The 16,819-nt window shown below is 70.8% G+C and carries 19 protein-coding genes; 15 read left to right on the top strand and 4 right to left on the bottom strand.

The genetic code is table 11. The annotated features are described in order from the left end of the window. Nucleotides 1-44: 44 nt before the first annotated feature. The 6 genes from glnT to Aple_RS34120 are packed head-to-tail and all read left to right on the top strand — an operon-like array spanning nt 45 to nt 5,640. Complete coding sequence (glnT, locus tag Aple_RS34145) at nt 45-1,346, top strand: type III glutamate--ammonia ligase (protein WP_155348861.1); 1,302 nt, start codon at nt 45-47, stop codon at nt 1,344-1,346. Beyond that, entirely contained in the window at nt 1,313-2,023 is a 711-nt protein-coding gene (locus tag Aple_RS34140) for a class II glutamine amidotransferase domain-containing protein (protein ID WP_218038635.1), read from the top strand. Before glnT ends, Aple_RS34140 begins: the two co-directional genes overlap by 34 nt. Beyond that, complete coding sequence (locus tag Aple_RS34135) at nt 2,008-2,667, top strand: GltB/FmdC/FwdC-like GXGXG domain-containing protein (RefSeq protein WP_218038634.1); 660 nt, start codon at nt 2,008-2,010, stop codon at nt 2,665-2,667. Before Aple_RS34140 ends, Aple_RS34135 begins: the two co-directional genes overlap by 16 nt. Further along, nucleotides 2,664-3,929: an FMN-binding glutamate synthase family protein gene (locus Aple_RS34130; RefSeq protein WP_155348859.1), complete on the top strand. Its 1,266-nt coding sequence runs from the start codon at nt 2,664-2,666 to the stop codon at nt 3,927-3,929. The genes Aple_RS34135 and Aple_RS34130 overlap by 4 nt, the downstream gene beginning before the upstream one ends. Continuing rightward, nucleotides 3,926-5,074: an NAD(P)/FAD-dependent oxidoreductase gene (locus Aple_RS34125; RefSeq protein WP_218038633.1), complete on the top strand. Its 1,149-nt coding sequence runs from the start codon at nt 3,926-3,928 to the stop codon at nt 5,072-5,074. Before Aple_RS34130 ends, Aple_RS34125 begins: the two co-directional genes overlap by 4 nt. Beyond that, nucleotides 5,071-5,640: a helix-turn-helix domain-containing protein gene (locus Aple_RS34120; protein WP_155348857.1), complete on the top strand. Its 570-nt coding sequence runs from the start codon at nt 5,071-5,073 to the stop codon at nt 5,638-5,640. Before Aple_RS34125 ends, Aple_RS34120 begins: the two co-directional genes overlap by 4 nt. 13 nt (nt 5,641-5,653) lie before the next feature. On the opposite strand, the gene Aple_RS34115 is transcribed toward Aple_RS34120, so the two are convergent. Continuing rightward, nucleotides 5,654-6,910 (bottom strand): MFS transporter, encoded by a 1,257-nt coding sequence (locus Aple_RS34115; protein ID WP_218038632.1) that lies wholly within the window; start codon nt 6,908-6,910, stop codon nt 5,654-5,656. A 144-nt stretch (nt 6,911-7,054) separates the two neighbouring features. On the opposite strand from Aple_RS34115, the gene Aple_RS34110 reads away from it, so the two are divergent. From Aple_RS34110 to Aple_RS34085, 6 genes are all read left to right on the top strand, one after another. Further along, complete coding sequence (locus Aple_RS34110; protein ID WP_155348856.1) at nt 7,055-7,894, top strand: TIGR02452 family protein; 840 nt, start codon at nt 7,055-7,057, stop codon at nt 7,892-7,894. A gap of 105 nt (nt 7,895-7,999) precedes the next feature. Beyond that, on the top strand, nt 8,000-8,827 hold the full coding sequence (locus tag Aple_RS34105; RefSeq protein ID WP_155348855.1) for a helix-turn-helix domain-containing protein: 828 nt from the start codon (nt 8,000-8,002) through the stop codon (nt 8,825-8,827). Nucleotides 8,828-8,872: 45 nt separating this feature from the next. After that, complete coding sequence (locus Aple_RS34100) at nt 8,873-9,304, top strand: SRPBCC family protein (protein ID WP_155348854.1); 432 nt, start codon at nt 8,873-8,875, stop codon at nt 9,302-9,304. A 128-nt stretch (nt 9,305-9,432) separates the two neighbouring features. Next, nucleotides 9,433-9,873 (top strand): ester cyclase, encoded by a 441-nt coding sequence (locus tag Aple_RS34095; protein ID WP_155348853.1) that lies wholly within the window; start codon nt 9,433-9,435, stop codon nt 9,871-9,873. Then, nucleotides 9,870-10,538, top strand: coding sequence for a TetR/AcrR family transcriptional regulator (locus tag Aple_RS34090; RefSeq protein ID WP_155348852.1), 669 nt, complete (start codon nt 9,870-9,872; stop codon nt 10,536-10,538). The genes Aple_RS34095 and Aple_RS34090 overlap by 4 nt, the downstream gene beginning before the upstream one ends. Before the next feature lie 274 nt (nt 10,539-10,812). Continuing rightward, complete coding sequence (locus Aple_RS34085) at nt 10,813-11,412, top strand: creatininase family protein (protein ID WP_155348851.1); 600 nt, start codon at nt 10,813-10,815, stop codon at nt 11,410-11,412. Here the strand turns inward: Aple_RS34085 and Aple_RS34080 are convergent. After that, nucleotides 11,313-12,407: an NAD(P)/FAD-dependent oxidoreductase gene (locus Aple_RS34080; RefSeq protein ID WP_155348850.1), complete on the bottom strand. Its 1,095-nt coding sequence runs from the start codon at nt 12,405-12,407 to the stop codon at nt 11,313-11,315. The genes Aple_RS34085 and Aple_RS34080 overlap by 100 nt on opposite strands. A gap of 92 nt (nt 12,408-12,499) precedes the next feature. Here Aple_RS34080 and Aple_RS34075 point away from each other — a divergent pair, with 92 nt between their 5' ends. Next, entirely contained in the window at nt 12,500-12,844 is a 345-nt protein-coding gene (locus Aple_RS34075; protein WP_155348849.1) for a winged helix-turn-helix transcriptional regulator, read from the top strand. 40 nt (nt 12,845-12,884) lie between these two features. Continuing rightward, entirely contained in the window at nt 12,885-13,520 is a 636-nt protein-coding gene (locus Aple_RS34070; protein ID WP_155348848.1) for a class I SAM-dependent methyltransferase, read from the top strand. A 1-nt stretch (nt 13,521) separates the two neighbouring features. Here the strand turns inward: Aple_RS34070 and Aple_RS34065 are convergent, their stop codons facing one another. Next, nucleotides 13,522-14,832, bottom strand: a complete 1,311-nt coding sequence (locus Aple_RS34065) for a sensor histidine kinase (protein WP_155348847.1) — start codon at nt 14,830-14,832, stop codon at nt 13,522-13,524. 176 nt (nt 14,833-15,008) lie between these two features. Next, complete coding sequence (locus Aple_RS34060; protein WP_155348846.1) at nt 15,009-15,932, bottom strand: AraC family transcriptional regulator; 924 nt, start codon at nt 15,930-15,932, stop codon at nt 15,009-15,011. A 72-nt stretch (nt 15,933-16,004) separates the two neighbouring features. Here Aple_RS34060 and Aple_RS34055 point away from each other — a divergent pair, with 72 nt between their 5' ends. Next, the gene (locus tag Aple_RS34055; protein WP_155348845.1) at nt 16,005-16,808 is read left to right on the top strand and encodes an NAD(P)H-binding protein; all 804 of its coding nucleotides are present in this window, start codon (nt 16,005-16,007) and stop codon (nt 16,806-16,808) included. Nucleotides 16,809-16,819 lie beyond the last annotated feature (11 nt).

Raw genomic sequence — 16,819 nt, 5'->3', positions numbered from 1 at the left:
CACTTCGGTTCAACGCTGGTGACCGACAGTGGACGGAGCCTCCGATGGCGACCTCGCTCGCAGAGCTGACCAGAGCCGATGGTGTGCGGTTCATCCTGGCCACGTTCGTCGATCTGGCCGGGAAACCGTGCGCCAAGCTGGTGCCGGTGGAGGCGGTGGACGACCTGGAGGCAGACGGGGTCGGCTTCGCGGGGTACGCGGCGGGCGCGCTGGGGCAGCAGCCGTACGATCCGGACATCATGGCGATTCCGGATGTGGGGTCGTATACGCCGTTGCCGTTCCTGCGGGAGGGGCTGGCGCTGGTGCACTGCGATCCGCATGTGAACGGGGAGCCCTGGCCGTACGCGCCGCGGGTGATCCTGCGGCGGTTGCTGGCGCGGATGCCGTACACCCCGTTTGTCGGCGCTGAAGTCGAATATTTCCTGCTCAAGCGGGATATTTCGGGGAATGTGGTGGTGGCGGATGGGCGGGATGAGGCCGCGCAGCCGTGTTACGACGCTCGCGGGGTGACCCGCATGTACGAGCATCTGACCACCGTCTCCACGGCGATGAACTCCCTCGGCTGGGGTAACTACGCCAACGACCATGAGGACGCCAACGGGCAGTTCGAGCAGAACTTCCGGTTCGCCGACGCGCTCACCACCGCGGACCGCGTGATCACCCTCAGGTATGTGCTGCACATGCTGGCCGAACGCCGGGACATGATCGCCACCTTCATGCCCAAACCGTTCACCGACCGCACCGGCAGCGGCCTGCACCTGCACGTCTCCCTCTGGGACGGCGAGACCCCGCTCTTCCCCGGCGAGGACGATCCGCGCGGGCTCGGGCTCTCCAAGCTGGCGTACGCCTTCGTGGCCGGAGTGCTCGACCACGCGGCCGGGCTGCACGGGGTGATCGCGCCGACGGTCAACTCCTACAAGCGGCGCGGCGCGGCGACGACCAGTTCGGGGGCCACCTGGTCGCCCAAGCGGGCCAGTTACGGCGGCAACGACCGGACCCACCTGCTCCGGGTGCCGGAGGGTGACCGGGTGGAGCTGCGCGGGGGTGACGGGTCCGCCAATCCGTACCTGGCGATCGCGGCGGTGCTGGCGGCCGGGCTTGACGGGATCGAGCGGGATCTGGATCCGGGGGATCCCAGCGGGCCCGGGCGGTTCGCGGACTCGGCGGCCGAGCTGCCGGTGACGTTGCTGCACGCGGTGGAGGCGCTGGAGCGGGACGCGGTGGTGCGCGAGGTGCTCGGCGCGGAGGTGGCGGCGTACTACGCGGGGCGCAAGCGGGAGGAGTTCTTCTCCTGGCACAACACGGTGACCCCGTGGGAGCTCGACACCTACCTGACGGCCTTCTGATGTGCGGCATCACCGCCCTCCAGCTCCGGGACCCCGGCCTGCGGCCCCGGCTCGGCGCCCTGATGGCCGCCATGATGGCCCAGGTCGCCGAACGCGGCCCCGACTCCGCCGGGATCACGATTTATCCGGAAATAACGGTGCTTAAGGGGGTTGGGCATCCGGCGGTACTGGCTGCCGAGTGGCGATTGAATGAAATATCCGGCACGCAGGCGGTGGCGCACACCCGGATGGCCACCGAGTCGGCGATCACCGCCGCGCACTGCCACCCGTTCGTGGTCGGCGACGGCCTCAGCCTGGTCCACAACGGCTCCTTCGCCAACCACGCCACGATCCGCCGCGAGCTTCTCGCCCGGGGCGTCGCCTTCGACAGCGACAACGATTCCGAGGTGGCGGCCAGATTCCTCGCGTACCGGATGGACAGCGGCGACGACCTGGAGAAGGCGCTGCGGCTGCTCTGCGAGCGCTTCGACGGCTTCTACACCCTGGCCGTGCAGACACCGGACGCCTTCGCCGTGGTCCGGGACGTCATCGCCTGCAAGCCCGCGATCATCGCCGAGACCCCCGGCTGGGTGGCCATGGCCTCGGAGTACCGGGCGCTCGCCGTGCTCCCCGGCATCGAGGCCGCCCGCGTGTACGAACCCGAGCCGGAGGAGGTCTATCTGTGGACATCGACCTGAGCACGACGACCGTCCGGACCGCGAACGCCACCCTCCGCGCCCTCCCCCCGGGTTCCACGGCCCGCCTCACCAACCCGGCCGGACGGCACAACCTGGCGGTCGGCCTGGCCGAGGAGATCACCGTCGAGATCGACGGTGTGGCGGGCTACTACGCGGGCGGTCTCAGCAAGAACGCCACCGTGCTGGTGCGCGGCACGGCCGGGTGGGGCGCCGGGGAGAACCTGATGTCCGGCCTGGTCCGGGTGGACGGTGACGCCTCGCAGAGCCTGGCCGCCAGCGCGCACGGCGGCACGATCGTCGTGCGCGGCGACGCCTCGCTCCGCGCGGGCATCTCCCTGAAGGGCGCGACCGTGCTGGTCGCCGGCAACGTCGGCGACCACTGCGGCTTCATGGCCCAGGCCGGAACCATCCTGATCGGCGGCGACGCCGGGCGCGGCCTGGGCGACTCGCTCTACGAAGCGGTCATCTACGTGGCCGGGAGGATCAAGGACCTCGGCGCCGACGCCCGGATCGAGGAACTCGCCGAATCCGATGTCGACCTGGTCGCCCGCCTGGCCAAACAGCATGGATTCGACCACATCGACCCGGAGAACGTCACCCGGGTGGCCTCCGCCAGACAGCTCTACCACTGGGGAACCCCATGAGCTTCGACGAGATCAGGGAGCGAGCCAGGCTCGGCCGGTACCCGATCCGCGGTGGGGGTGCGCGCAGGGCCGTACCCACCTTCGACGACCTGACGTTCCTCACCGCGAGCGCGTCCCGCTACCCCCTGGAGGGCTACCGGGAGCACTGCGCGACGCGGACGGTCCTGGGGGCCGCGAACGCGCGCGATCCGGTCGTGCTGGAGATCCCGATCACCATCGCCGGAATGTCGTTCGGCGCGCTGTCCGCCCCGGCCAAGGAGGCGCTCGGCCGGGGCGCGAGCGAGGTCGGCACCGCGACCACGACCGGCGACGGCGGCATGACGCCGGAGGAGCGGATGAGCTCCAAGACGCTGGTCTACCAGTGCCTGCCGTCCCGCTACGGGTTCAACCCCGACGACCTGCGGGCGGCGGACGCGATCGAGGTGGTGCTCGGCCAAGGCGCCAAACCGGGCGGCGGCGGCATGCTGATGGGCCAGAAGCTGGGCCCCCGGGTGGCCGCGATGCGCACCCTGCCGGAGGGTATCGACCAGCGCTCAGCCTGCCGCCACCCCGACTGGACCGGCCCGGACGACCTGCGCATCAAGATCGAGGAGCTGCGCGAGGCGACGGACTGGCGGGTCCCGGTCTTCGTCAAGATCGGCGCCACCCGCGTCTACCACGACGTCCGTCTGGCCGCCACGGCGGGCGCGGACGTGGTCGTGGTGGACGGCATGCAGGGCGGCACCGGCGCCACCCAGGACGTCTTCATCGAGCACACCGGCATCCCCACCCTCGCCGCGGTCCGGCTGGCCGCCGACGCGCTGGCCGACTTCCCCGACGTCGCGCTGATCGTCTCCGGCGGCATCCGGAGCGGCGCGGACGTGGCCAAGGCGCTCGCCCTCGGCGCGGACGCGGTCTCCATCGGCATGGCCGCCCTGGTCGCCCTCGGCTGCAACGACACCGTGCACGACTTCGGCCCCGCCTCCTACGCCGATCTCGGCACCACGGCCGGGAACTGCACCGCCTGCCACACCGGCGGCTGCCCGGTCGGGATCGCCACCCAGTCCCCCGAGCTGCAGGCCAGGCTCGATCCGGTCCGCGGCGCCGAACGGGTGGCCAACTACCTGCGCGCGATCACCATGGAGACCACCATGCTCGCCCGCGCCTGCGGCAAGGCCGACGTGCACCACCTGGAACCGGAGGACCTGGTCGCGCTCACCGTCGAGGCGGCGGCGATGGCCCGGGTGCCGCTGGCCGGAACCGAATGGATCCCGGGCCGGTGAGCGCGCACGAGGTGGTCATCGTCGGCGGCGGCCTGGAGGGCATGTCCATCGCCGCCGCCCTGACCCGGCGCGGCGTCCGCGACGTGCTCGTGCTGGAACGCCGCACGATCGGGTCCGGCGGCACCGGCAAGTCCAGCGGCATCGTGCGCTGCCACTACGGGGTGCCGCTGCTGGCCGCGATGGCCTGGGAGGGCGTGCGGTTCTTCGAGGACACGCCCGGGCTCGGGTTCCGGCGCACCGGCTACGTGGTCGGGGTCGGCCCCGAGAACGAGGCCGCGCTGCGCGCCAACGTCGCCGCCCAGGCCGTCCTCGGCGTCGAGGTGTCGCTGATCGGCCACGACGACGTCCACGCCATGTGGCCGGGCCTGGAGACCAAGGACTTCGCCGCCTTCGCGTACGAGCCGCGCGGTGGTCACGGCGACGCGTACCGGACCTGCCAGCACTTCGCCGAGGCGGCCAGGCGCGGCGGCGCCCGCATCCTCCAGCACACCCCGGTGGCCGCCCTGGTCACCGGCGGCGACCGGGTCATCGGGGTGCGGCTGGCCGACGGCCGCCGGGTCGGCGCCGGCACCGTGGTCGTCGCCGCCGGCGCCTGGTCCACCGCGCTGGTCTCCCCCGCCGGGGTGGACCTGCCGGTCCGCGCCATCCGCGAGCCCATCGTGATCGCCGACCCCGGCCGGGCCCTCGGGGAGGTGCCGGTCTTCTCCGACCTGGTCAGCCTGCAATATGTACGCACCGAGCCCGGCGGCCGCCTCCTGATCGGCAACAGCGACCTGACCGACCCGGAACCGGCCGACCCCGACCGTTACCTCAACCGGGCCGACGGCCCTCACCTGGAACGCGCGGCCGGCCGCTTCGGCAGCCGGTTCCCCGGCCTGCCGGACGTGTCGTTCGTCACCTCGTACGCGGGCTGCTACGACGTCACCCCCGACTTCAACCCGATCATCGGCCCGGCCGGACCGGACGGGCTCTTCGTCGCGGCCGGGTTCAGCGGCCACGGTTTCAAGATCTCCCCGGCGGTCGGCCGGATGGCCGCCGAGATGATCACCGGCGCCGCGCTGCCCGACTTCCGGCTCAGCCGTTTCGCCGAGGGGCGGCCGCTGACCAGCGCGCATCCGTACGCGGGCGCGGGTGAGATGCGGTGAGCGGCACGCTTGAGGAGATCATCGCCCAGCGCACCAAGGAGTACCGCCAGGCCGCCGGCCTGTCCGCGACCGTCCTCGCCCGCCGGGCCGGCCTCTCCAAGGCCATGCTGTCCAAGATCGAGAACGCCCAGACCTCGTGCAGCCTGACCACCCTGGCCCGCCTGGCCGAGGGCCTGGAGATCCCGGTGACCGCCCTGTTCCGCGGCGTCGACGTGGAGAGCGAGGCGGTCTTCACCCCCGCCGGCCACGGCGCCGAGATCGTCCGGCGCGGCACCCGGATCGGCCACCGCTACCAGCTGCTCGGCGCCCTGCGCGGCGTGCACCGCCGCCTGGAACCGGTCCTGGTCACCCTCACCGAGTCCAGCGAGGTCTTCCCCCTCTTCCAGCACCCCGGCACCGAATGCCTTTACATGCTGGAAGGCGTGATGGTCTACGGCCACGGAATGTCCAGCTACACCCTCACCCCAGGCGACTGCCTCCAGTTCGACGGCGCCGGCCCCCACGGCCCCCAACGCCTGATCGAACTACCGATCCGCTTCCTGTCGGTCACCGCCTGGCCCGGCTGACTGTCGGCTTGGGCTAAGCGCGGCTTGTGGTGTCCGCCGATGGGGTGGGGCTGGCCAGGTCGACGGTGGCGCCCCCGCCCACGACAAGCGGGCCTCGACGCCCGGCCGCCCACACGGTGAGCGCGAAGCAGCTGAGCGCCACGCCCGCGATCGCGACGGCCGTCCACCCACCGGCGGACCAGAGGACTGCCGCGGCGGCGGAGCCGATGGCGCCGCCGATGAAGTTGCAGGTGACGTAGGCGGTGTTGAGCCTGCTGCGAGCATCGCCCGAGACGGCGAAGACCCGGGTCTGGCTGAGGATGCCGTGCGCCTGCAGGGCGGCGTCGAGAACGACGACCACGACGAGGATGAGGACGACGGAGCGGCTGGCGAACGCCGCGACGAGGAAGGCAATGAGGGTCAGCCCCCATGTCGCGCCGGTGGCCGGAAGCGACCAGCCTCGGTCATGCAGGCGCCCGGCGCGTTGAGCGGCGAGCGCGCCGGCGAGCCCGCCCAGCCCGAACAGCCCGATCACGGACACCGGATAGTGGAACGGCGGCCCGCTGAGCAGGAACGTCAGCGCCGTCCAGAACATGGTGAAGGCGGCGAACCCGGTGGCGGCGAGGACCAGCGTCCATCGCACGCTCCGTTCCCGCAGGACGACCGCCGCGACGGAGGCGATCAACGCGGGATAGGCCACGCGTGTCTTCGGCGCCAGCGGCGGAATCGCCCAGTAGAGCAGGAACGCGAGAATGACGGCGACGGCTGCGGCGAGGACGAAGATCGTGCGCCACCCGGCGGTGTCGGCGACGAGTCCGCTGATCGTACGGGAGGTCAGGATGCCGGTGAGAATGCCCGACACAACGGTCCCGACCACGCGGCCACGATGAGCCTCATCGGCTAGATCCCCGGCGAGCGGAGTGAGGATCTGCCCGGAAACGGTCGTCACCCCCAGCACCGTGATCGCGAGAAGAAGAACGCCGAACGACGGCGCCACGGCACACAGGACGAGCGCGACCGCGGAACACAGCATCATGATCGGGATGAGCTTGCGCCGGTTGAGCACGTCGCCGAGCGGCACGAGCAGCAGGATCCCGGCCGCGTATCCGAGCTGGCTCGCGGTGACCAGCCAGCCCGCGATCGCGGTGGAGGCGCCCAGATCATCCGCGATGAAGTCGAGCAGCGGCTGCGCCCAGTACAGGTTGCCGACCGCGGCACCCGCTGCCACGGCGAACAGGAAGGTCAGCCGACGGCTCATGACCTGCGGCGGTGCCGGTGGTCGCGCTGTCACGGTGTCACCTCCACCAGCTCCCGCCGGACACCTTAACGGCCAGCGGCGACGTCGTCCAAACGTTGGTCCGACAACCGGCCGCGCGGCCCGGTAGCCGGTAAACCATTCGGCCGGTGAGACGATCACGGCCTACCATGCGGTTGCGTGAGTGGAAGACTGCGGGGAATCGCGGGTGTCAACGCGCAGATCATCGCCGAGGGCGAGTACACGACCGACGATGGCACCGTCGTCGTCGTGGGCCCGGCCCTGGAGGCGGCGATCTCCGGCACGGTGAGCCATCCGCCGGACGAGCGCATCGACCTGCCCCACACGGTGACCGCTCACCGGACGTCTTTCGAGGTGACCGCCGAAAGCAGCCTCCAGGCCGCACGGCGGCTCCACGTCGCCAAGGCCGAACGGATCGCCGTTTTGAACTTCGCCTCGGCCCGGAACCCCGGAGGCGGCTATCTGGGCGGCGCGAAGGCCCAGGAAGAGGACCTCTGCCGCAACGCCCTGTTGTATCCCTGCCTGCTCCAGGCTCCCGACTACTACGCCGCCCACCGGGCCTCCCCTGACCTGCTCTACAGCCACCGCGTCATCTGGTCTCCCGACGTCCCGGTGCACCGCGACGACAACGGCCGATTGCTGGCCGATCCGTATCGCGTCTCCTTGCTGACCTCTCCCGCTCCCAACGCCGGAGAAGCGCTGCGCCGTGACCCGAACGCGCGGAATGCGATCCAGCGCGCGCTCTACCAGCGCGCGGAACGCGTACTGGCGGTGGCCGCCCACCACGGCGCGCGCCAGCTGGTCCTCGGTGCCTGGGGCTGCGGGGTGTTCCGCAACGACCCGCGCGAGGTCGCCGACGCATTCCACACCCACCTCACCGGCGCATTCTCAACCGTGTTCGAACGGGTGGTGTTCGCGGTCTGGGACCGTTCACCCGAATCCACCAACCGAGCCGCGTTCGCCGACCGTTTCACGTCGTGGAGTTCGAGTTCGAGATAAGTCGTGTCGTACGCCTACCGGCGCCACACGATCCCCCCGCGAGCCGCTTGAATATGACGGGGCTCCGGCCCGTCACGGTGGTCGCCTATCGGTACGGGAGTCGTGGTGGAGTTCGAGTTCGAGATAAGGAAACCCGGTCCGCCGCTCGAACCGTTCACCGAGTCGATCTGGTTCGCTCGGGGGCGGATCACGTACGCGCGGGAACGCATCGCTCCGACGGGGTCCACCGTGGCGGTGCTCGTGCTGGGTCCGGCCATTCTGCAGGTGCCGCGTAACGGGGCGGGCGTGCCCTTTCTCGCCGAGCGCGGCTGGCTGGCCGGACCCCATGTCGGTCCGGTGATCAACGCGCCGACGGCGGAGACCCTGGCGGTGGGGATCGTCTCCTCGGCGGTCGGCTGCCGGGCGCTCTTCGGCGTGGAGCCCGCCCCGCTGCGAGGGCGGGTGGTCGACCTGATCGAGAACTGGGCCGCCGCGGAGCCGCTGCGCGCGGCGCTGCTCGGTGAGAGCGACCCGTTCGCGTGCCTGGACATGACCGAGGAGACGCTGGTTCTCGGGTTGGGGCCGGCGGAGAACGGATGGCAGCGGTGCGCCGCCGCCGTGGCCGCGCTGGAGGAGAATCCTTTGCGGCGGATTTCGGAACTGGCGTACGAACTGGGGGTCACGCACGCGCATCTCGACCGCGAATTCGTGCGGACGGTCGGCCTGACGCCGCGTGCGCTCAGCCGGATTCTGCGCCTTCGCAGGCTCCTCGAAAGCGTCGACATCCATGCCGAACTGAACTGGGCCGACCTCGCCACGGCTTGGGGGTGGTTCGACCAGAGCCATTTCATCCGGGATTTCAAGCGTCACACGGGTGTCACCCCGTCCGGTTACGTGGCCGCCCAGCGTGCCGTGTTCGCCCAGCATGAACCGGGTTTCGTGCCTGAGATGTGAATTCCGTACAAGTGGGGGCGCCGCCCGCGCGGGGATGCTGGCCGCATGAAGCGCGCTTTCGAGGTCAGCACCGTCATCGATCGTCCCATCGCCGAGGTGTGGCGCGAGCTCACCGACTGGGAGCGGGCGCCGCGCTGGATGAAGGGCGTGGAGTCCATGCACGCCGACCCGGGCACGGAGGTGGGCGCCACCCTCGCCTTCCGAGCCCGTGGCAAAACCCGCGAGAGCCACATATCCGCTCTGGAGCCCGGCCGTTCCCTGACGCTCATCTCCGAGCAGGGCAGCGTGACGGCACGGTATTCGTACCTGCTGGAGGCGGCTGGGGATCGGACACGTGCCCGCCTGACCGCGGACGTCGAGGTCAGGGGGTTCCCCTGGACGCTGCTCGGGCCGTTGATCCGCACCGCCATGCGCCGCACCGACAGCCGGCAGTTGGCCGATTTCCGGACGGTCATAAGCCGCGAGCGGCTCCCCTGAACCTAGGGGATCGCGAAGCGGGCCGTTGGCTGGAACGGCATCGCCGATCGTTCCAATTTCCTTGCCGTTCGCGAGTGGATCGCTGGAACGTGGTTCTACCGAATTCATTCAGCGGATGGGGAATCACCATGATCAACGTCGAGAGGCTCGCCTGGGATGTGCTCGATGTGCTGCACACCGGGGAGATCGCGCGGCTGGACGCGCTCGTCAGCGAGGACTTCGCCGATCACGGCGCGCCGCCGTGGGTGCCGAGGGGGCGGGCCGCGTACGGGGCCACGCTGCGCTGGCTGCACGACACGCTGAAGATCCGGTACGAGGTGCACGAGATCGTCGCCAAGGAGGACATGGTGGCGATCCGCGCCACCGCGCACGGGGTGCACGACACCGACCATCTCGGCTTCCCGGCCACCGGCAAGCCGTACGCCATGCCCACCATGCATCTCTACCGGGAGCGGGACGGGCTGCTCGTCGAGCACTGGGGCGTGCGCGACGAGCTCAGCGTGCTCTGGCAGGTCGGCGCGCTGACCCCGCCCGCGCCGCCCGCGATCGATGGCATCCTGACGGCGTGAGCGGATCGGCGGGTGGCCGGGGACCCTATTCCAGCGCCGTGCGCGCGGAGCAGAGCCGCGCCACCCGCCAGCGGGTCCTGGACGCGGCGCGGGCGCTGTTCCTGCGCCGCGGCTACACGGGCACGACGGTGGACGCGATCGCCGCCCGGGCCGCCGTGAGCGTGCAGACGGTCTACAACACCGTCGGCGGCAAGGCGGCGGTGCTGAAGGCCGTCTACGACATGATGCTGGCCGGCGACACCGACCCGCTGCCGATGATCGACCGGCCCACGGCGCAGGCCATGCGATCGGCGCCGGACGGGCGGACCTGCCTGGCCCTGTACGCCCGGATGAGCCGCGAGATCTACGACCGGGTGGGATCGCTGCTGCCGATCCTGATCTCCGAGGGCGCCGCCGGTGACCGCGAGGTGCGCCGGATCGTGGACACCATGGAACAGGAACGGGCCATCGGCACCGGCGGCGTCGCCCGCCACATCGCGGAGAAGTTCGGCCTCAAGCCCGGCCTCTCGCCCGAGGAGGCCGCCGACATCCTATGGACGTTCACCGCGCCCGACCTGGTCAACCGGCTGGTACGACGGCGCGGCTGGAGCGTCGACCGATGGGAGGCCTGGCTGGCCGAGACCATGGCCGACACCCTGCTCGGCCAGCCCCTCACCCAGGGCTGACGTGCGCGGCGACCAGCCGCCAGCCGTGCTCATCGGTGTGGATCCGTGTGCGCGTACCACAGTTTCGGCGTCGGCGAACAGCGGGCATGTCACGAAGCCGAGCGAGCGCCCTTGGCCACGCCCGTTCTAGTCCTGATCACGAGCGAACTTGATGAACACGAAACATTTCAGGATGAGTTTGGCCACGTTAAGCCTGGCAAATGCCGACTTAAGCGGTTAATTGGCACGAAATATTTCTGAATATCGTTGACATATTTCGTGCCATGTCATCAAAATGAGCGGGCGGAAGACCACCTGGGAGGTCGTAACCCTCGTGAATCGCCTCGACGGACATGCCGGGACCGCCACCGTCGCGGTCTTACCCGTGGGCCGGGTCGGTCAGGACGGCGACCAGGCGGAGACCAGTGACACCCCGATGGCGTGCGCGATCGCCGCGGAGCTGTCCCGCAACTTCCCGCTCGTGGTGCTTCCGCCTGTGACCATCTTCGGCGCGAACGACGGGCCGGGGACGATCTCGCGAACCCTCTCCGCGCTGCTCAGCGGCATCTACTCGTCGGTGGCGCGAGGCGAGATCACCGCGCTGGTGATGGTGAGCGCCGACGTCGACCAGCGCACGCTGGCCGACGTCGTCCAGGAGGCGAACGAGCGGGGCATGCGCCTGGCGCTCTTCCCCACCGGCGAGGACTGGGCCGCCGCCCACCATTCGTCCACCGAGAAGGCGCTCGGTTCCCTCGTCGGCAGGTTCCGAGCCGTGATGACGCTCCTCAGCGAGGATCAGGCGTCGAACATCCCGGCGTACACGTCCACGAACAGCTCCCTGCCCTTGATGCCGGCGGCCGTCTCGGCGCCGAAGACGCCCTGGCCGGGGAGCTGACCGGCGCCGCCCTCGGGGCCCAGCGGCACGATGACCATGGGCGGCACCTGCTGGTAGGCGGCCTGCTCGCCCGCTCCGGTGATCTCGCTGCGGATGTTGCCCGCCACCAGGTCGGCCTGCGCGTTGGCCGAGCCCACGGTGTCGCGGTCGGCGTCGGCGATGTCGCCGATGGCGTACACCCGGTCCAGGCCGCCGGCCCGCAGGAACTTGTCGACGCGGACGTAGCCGCGCCCGTTCCGCGCCCCGGCCAGCGCGCCGGTCAGGTAGCCGGTCCGCGGGACGACGCCGAAACAGCGGAACCAGATGTCGGCGGTGAGCTTGTCGCCCGCCTGGGTGGTGACCGCGATCGAGGCGGGGGTGGCGGGCGCCGCGGCCGGCAGCTCGGTCAGCGGGCTGCCGAGCTTGAGCTCGATGCCCAGCTGGTCGAGCTGGGCGCGCAGCTCGTCGCGGAGCTCCTGCTCGAACGGGCCCGGCAGGACGTCGGGGGCGACGTCGGCGATGGTGACGCGCTTGGCGGGGAAGAACGCCTTGATCTCGCCGGCGAGTTCGAGACCGGCGGGTCCCGCGCCGACCACGAGCACCCGCTCGGCGCCGCGCAGGGCCTCGTGCGCCTCCCTGATCCTGGCCCGGGTCTTCTCGGCGTCCGGCACGTCGCTCTTGGCCGGGAACGGGTAGGCCGAGCCGGTCGCCAGGACCAGGTAGTCGGGTTCGAGCCGCCCGCCCGAGGCGAGCGTCACCTGCCTCCCGTCCACCGCCACGGCCTGGTCCCGGACGAAGCGCCCGTGTGTCAGCAGCCGGTCCAGGGGCAGGAAGATCCGGTCCAGCCAGTCCGGCTCGACCAGGGTGCGCCAGGACGCGGCGTTGTGCATGAACGTGTCGGAGGGGTCGACGAGCGTCACGTCGGCGATGTCGTCCAGCGCCTTGGCGAGCTTGAATCCGGCATATCCACCACCGAGCACGACGACGCTCGGGCGGGTCTCAGAGTTGTCGATCATCTAACCATCCTCACTCGCAATTGAGATGTGGCGATGAGGATACTAGCAACTAGCAAAAAGCTAGCAACATCTAGGTGGGCTAGCATGGACCCATGCCCAAGCTGCCTTCGAACCTCGCGGCCAGCGAGTGTGTTCGTGGCGACGCCGCCCTGACGCGTGCGTTCACCCTGCTCGGGAAGCGGTGGAGCGGCATCGTGCTCGGCTGCCTGCGCAGCGGCCCCGCCGGATTCCGGGAACTCTCCCGCGCGATCGTCGGCGTGAGCGATTCAGTGCTCTCCGACCGCCTCTCCGAACTGACCGAGGCCGGTCTCATCACCCGCACCGTGGACGAGGGCCCCCCGGTCACGGTCTCGTACGCGCTGACCACGAGCGGCCTGGCCCTCATGCCCGCCCTCGACCAGATCTCCCACTGGGCCCAGGAACACCTCCCGGCCTAGCCACCTGGACGCGCCGCGCGGGCTGATCGACGATGGGCGCATGGCAGCACCGCCTTCCATCGCCGAGTACTGGGACGCCGCCGCGGCCGGTTTCGATCAGGAGGCCGACCACGGGTTGCGGGACCCACAGGTGCGGGCCGCGTGGGCGGAACGGCTCTCCTCCTGGATGCCCGCCGCACCGGTGGACGTCCTCGACGCCGGCTGCGGAACCGGCTCCCTGTCGCTGCTGCTCGCCGAACAGGGACACCGCGTGGTCGGCGTCGACCTGTCACCGAACATGGCCGGACACGCCCGCCGGAAGCTCGCCGCGGCCGGATTCGACGCCCGGATCCTGGTCGGAGACGCCGGCGACCCGCCCCTGGAGCAGGACTTCGACGTCGTCCTCTCCAGGCACCTGCTCTGGACACTGCCCGACCCGCCCGCCACCCTGCGCCACTGGATCTCCATGACCCGCCCGGGCGGGCGCCTCGTGCTCGTCGAAGGCCGCTGGAACACTCCCGGCGACGGCACCGCCTACGCGGACGGCCTGCCCTGGACGGGCGGTGTCAGCGCCGACACCCTTTCGGCCACCCTGCGGCCACTCGCCTCCGAGTCATGCGTCGAACCACTCACCGATCCCACTCTCTGGGGCCGGACGATCGACGACGAACGCTATGCCGTCATCGTCACCGTCTGATTCAGGGACCCGAACGCGCCGAGGCTCCGCCTGGGGAGGCGGGAGTTCCGCAGTCGGGTGGCTGGCGGTCCGAGTGTGGGAGGCGGAGGACGAAGCGGGCGCCGCGTGGGGAGTCCTCGATTTCCAGGGTTCCGCCGTGGTTGTGGGCGATGTCGCGGGAGATGGACAGGCCGAGGCCGCTGCCGCAGGAGTCGCGGCGGCGGCCGTCGGCGAGGCGGACGAAGCGCTCGAAGACCCGGGCGCGGTCGGCGGGGGCGATTCCGGCGCCGTCGTCGCACACCGCCACGACGGCCCGGCCGCCGGCCGACGTCACGGACACCTCGACGCCGGTCTCGGCGTGGCGGCGGGCGTTGGCGACGAGGTTGCCGAGCACCCGGATGAGCTGGATCCGCGACCCGCAGGCCCAGACGCCGGGTTCGGCCCGTACGGTGACCGGCATGCCCTCGGTGTGGGTCGCCTCCTGGGTCACCAGGGCGCCCAGGTCAAGCCGCTCGCGGGGGGCCGGGTCGTCGGCCTGCAGGTGGGCCAGGACCAGCAGGTCGCCGACGATGGCCTCCAGGCGGTCGGTCACCGACAGCGCCGAGCGTACGGTGCCGAGCTGGTCCACCTCGTCGGGGTGGGCCAGGGTGTCCTCCAGCTCGGCGCGCAGGGCGGCGATCGGATTGCGCAGCTCGTGCGCGGTCGTGGAGGCGAAACGCCGCTGCTGGGTGACCGCCTCGTCCAGCCGGTCCAGGGTCTGGTTGGCGGTGCGGACGAGCATCGCGATCTCGTCGTGGCCGTCCGGCACCGGGACCCGCAGGCTCAGGTCGCTGACGGTGATCTGCGCGAGCTGGGTCCTGACCGCCGCGACCGGTCGCAGCGTCTGCCCCATCCTGGTCCAGGACGTCCAGCCGATCAGGCCCACCAGGAGGATCCCGGCCGCGCCGAGGACGTACTCCAGGAGGTATCCGCGCAGGTAGGAAGGCCATTCCAGGCCCGCGAGCACGACCTGGGCGTCCGGTTCCGGGGTGGTGCGGATCGCCACCAGGGCGACGCTCGCGTCGCGGACCCGCTCGAGGCGGTCCTCCGCCGAGGGACGTACCTGGGCCAGCGCGGGCCGGTCTCGCGCCGCCGTGCTGGCGGCCAGAACCCGCCCGTCCGCATCCACCGCCTGAATGAGATCGATCTTGCCGGAGGTGGGGATCGGGTCGGGCAAGCGGTTCGTGCGCGCCGCCGCCGCCCACTGCCCGGCCACCTCCTCCGCCCGGTCAAGCACCCAATTCTCGCTGGTGCTGCGGATCGCCACGGAAGTGGTGATTCCTAGCAAGGTCAAGACGAGCAGGCTCAGCATGGATGCGGCCAAGGTCGTCCGAGTGCGGATCGATTGCAGGTTGGGCATCGCGTTCGTCTTCCCAGGAGGATGCCTGAGATCCATCTCCTCGACTTAGAATTCGGACATAAGGTAACAAAGCGACAACAAAGGGACTGCCAGGAATGTTCCCCGGGGTCTCATCGGGCGAGGATCCGGTGCTCCTGGGGGCTGACTCCGCGGACTCGTTTGAAGGCGGTGCTCAGCGCGAACGCGCTGCCGTACCCGACTTTCGCGGCCACCGCGCCGACCGTGGCCTCGCCTTCCCTGAGCAGGTCGGCGGCGAGGGTCAAGCGCCATTCCGCCAGGTACGCCATGGGCGACTGGCCCACCAGCGGCGTGAACGACCGGGCCAGCGCGGCCCGGGAGACGCCCACCGCGGCGGCCAGGGAGGCCACCGTCCACGGGCGGGCCGGTTCGGCGTGCAGCAGGCGCAGGGCCCGGCCCACCACCGGATCGCTCATCGCCTGGAACCACAGGGGCGCGTCGGAGCGGGCGAACCAGCCGCGCAGGGTCGTGATGAGCAGCAGGTCGAGCAGGCGGTCCAGGACCGCCTCCTGGCCGGGGCCGTCCTTGACGATCTCCCGTTCCAGCAGGCGCACCAGGGCGGTGTCGCCGTCGGAGGCCACCAGCATGGGCGGCAGCGCCCGCAGCAACCGGCCGCTCACCTCCGACCGCGGCTCGTAGCTGCCGATCAGCATCATGAACGGGCCGTCCACGGCGTTTCCCCAGCTCCGCACGCCCAGCCCCATCTCCTGCGAGAGATCGGCGCCGTCCGGGGTCTCGCAGCGGTTGCCGGGGTTCACCACGACCTGGGGCTGCGTGGCCGGATCGTCGGCGAACGTGTACGGCTCCGGCCCCCGGGTGATGACGACATCGCCCGCGCTGAGCCGTACGGGCCGGGCGCCGTCGCGCAGCACCCACGCGTCGCCGCGGACGATGGCGACCAGCGCCAGCGGGGCCTCGTCCCGCACCCGCACCGCCCACGGCGGGCGCATCACCGCCCGCAGCACGAAGGCGTCGCGGGCGCGTGGACCATCGAGCAGACCATGAAGCGCATCCATGGAGACGATTAAACATGAGACTGAGCGTTGTGACCATTTTCTGTCTCATGCTTTGAGCACTTCAATGAAGGCATGAGAAACCTCACCGTGATCGGCGGCAACGGCAAGACCGGCCGCAGAGTGATCCAGCGACTCACCGCCCGCGCCATCGGAGTCCGCTCCGTCTCCAGGACCAGCCCGGTGCCCTTCGACTGGGCCACCCCCGCCACCTGGGCTCCGGCGGTGCGCGGCAGCGACGCCCTTTACCTCACCTACCACCCCGACCTGGCCTTCCCCGGCGCCGCCGAGGCCATCCGCGGCGTCGCCGACGTCGCCGTCGCCGAAGGGGTACGCCGCCTGGTGCTGCTCTCCGGGCGCGGCGAGGAGGAGGCCGTCGTCTCCGAGCAGGGCGTGATCGAGTCGGGGGCCGAATGGACCGTCGTGCGGGGCAGCTGGTTCAACCAGAACTTCAGCGAGGGCGCGCTGGCCGAGCCCGTCCTGGCCGGAGTGATCGCCCTTCCGGCCGGTGACCAGGTCGAACCGTTCCTGGACGCCGAGGACATCGCCGACGTGGTCGTCAAGGTCCTCACCGAGGACGGCCACCACGGGCGCGCCTACGACCTGACCGGGCCGCGCCCGCTCAGCATCGCCGACGTCGCCGCCGAGATCTCCCAGGCCGCCGGCCGCGAGATCCGCTACATCCCGGTCTCCCCCGAGGAATACTCCGCCACGCTGATCGGGTACGGCATGCCCAAGGAGGAGGCCGTGCTGCTCACCGCCCTCTTCACCAAGATCCTCGACGGCCGCAACGCCCGCCCCACGACCACCGTCCAGGACCTCCTGGGCCGCCCGGCCCGCGACTTCACCACTTTCGCCCGCGAGGCCTTCTCCTCCTGAGTCTCCAGGGA

This window comes from Acrocarpospora pleiomorpha, from assembly GCF_009687885.1.
GTDB classification, from domain to species: domain Bacteria; phylum Actinomycetota; class Actinomycetes; order Streptosporangiales; family Streptosporangiaceae; genus Acrocarpospora; species Acrocarpospora pleiomorpha.
Note: the sequence above shows the minus strand (reverse complement) of the source record. Positions and strands in the feature narration are given on the sequence as shown.

Coding starts and splice junctions, on each gene's coding strand:
- Aple_RS34080 (WP_155348850.1), bottom strand. CDS start 12,407: ATGATCGACAACTCTGAGACCCGCCCGAGCGTCGTCGTGCTCGGTGGT.
- glnT (WP_155348861.1), top strand. CDS start 45: ATGGCGACCTCGCTCGCAGAGCTGACCAGAGCCGATGGTGTGCGGTTC.
- Aple_RS34060 (WP_155348846.1), bottom strand. CDS start 15,932: ATGGATGCGCTTCATGGTCTGCTCGATGGTCCACGCGCCCGCGACGCC.
- Aple_RS34075 (WP_155348849.1), top strand. CDS start 12,500: ATGCCCAAGCTGCCTTCGAACCTCGCGGCCAGCGAGTGTGTTCGTGGC.
- Aple_RS34085 (WP_155348851.1), top strand. CDS start 10,813: ATGAGCGGGCGGAAGACCACCTGGGAGGTCGTAACCCTCGTGAATCGC.
- Aple_RS34100 (WP_155348854.1), top strand. CDS start 8,873: ATGAAGCGCGCTTTCGAGGTCAGCACCGTCATCGATCGTCCCATCGCC.
- Aple_RS34055 (WP_155348845.1), top strand. CDS start 16,005: ATGAGAAACCTCACCGTGATCGGCGGCAACGGCAAGACCGGCCGCAGA.
- Aple_RS34095 (WP_155348853.1), top strand. CDS start 9,433: ATGATCAACGTCGAGAGGCTCGCCTGGGATGTGCTCGATGTGCTGCAC.
- Aple_RS34130 (WP_155348859.1), top strand. CDS start 2,664: ATGAGCTTCGACGAGATCAGGGAGCGAGCCAGGCTCGGCCGGTACCCG.
- Aple_RS34070 (WP_155348848.1), top strand. CDS start 12,885: ATGGCAGCACCGCCTTCCATCGCCGAGTACTGGGACGCCGCCGCGGCC.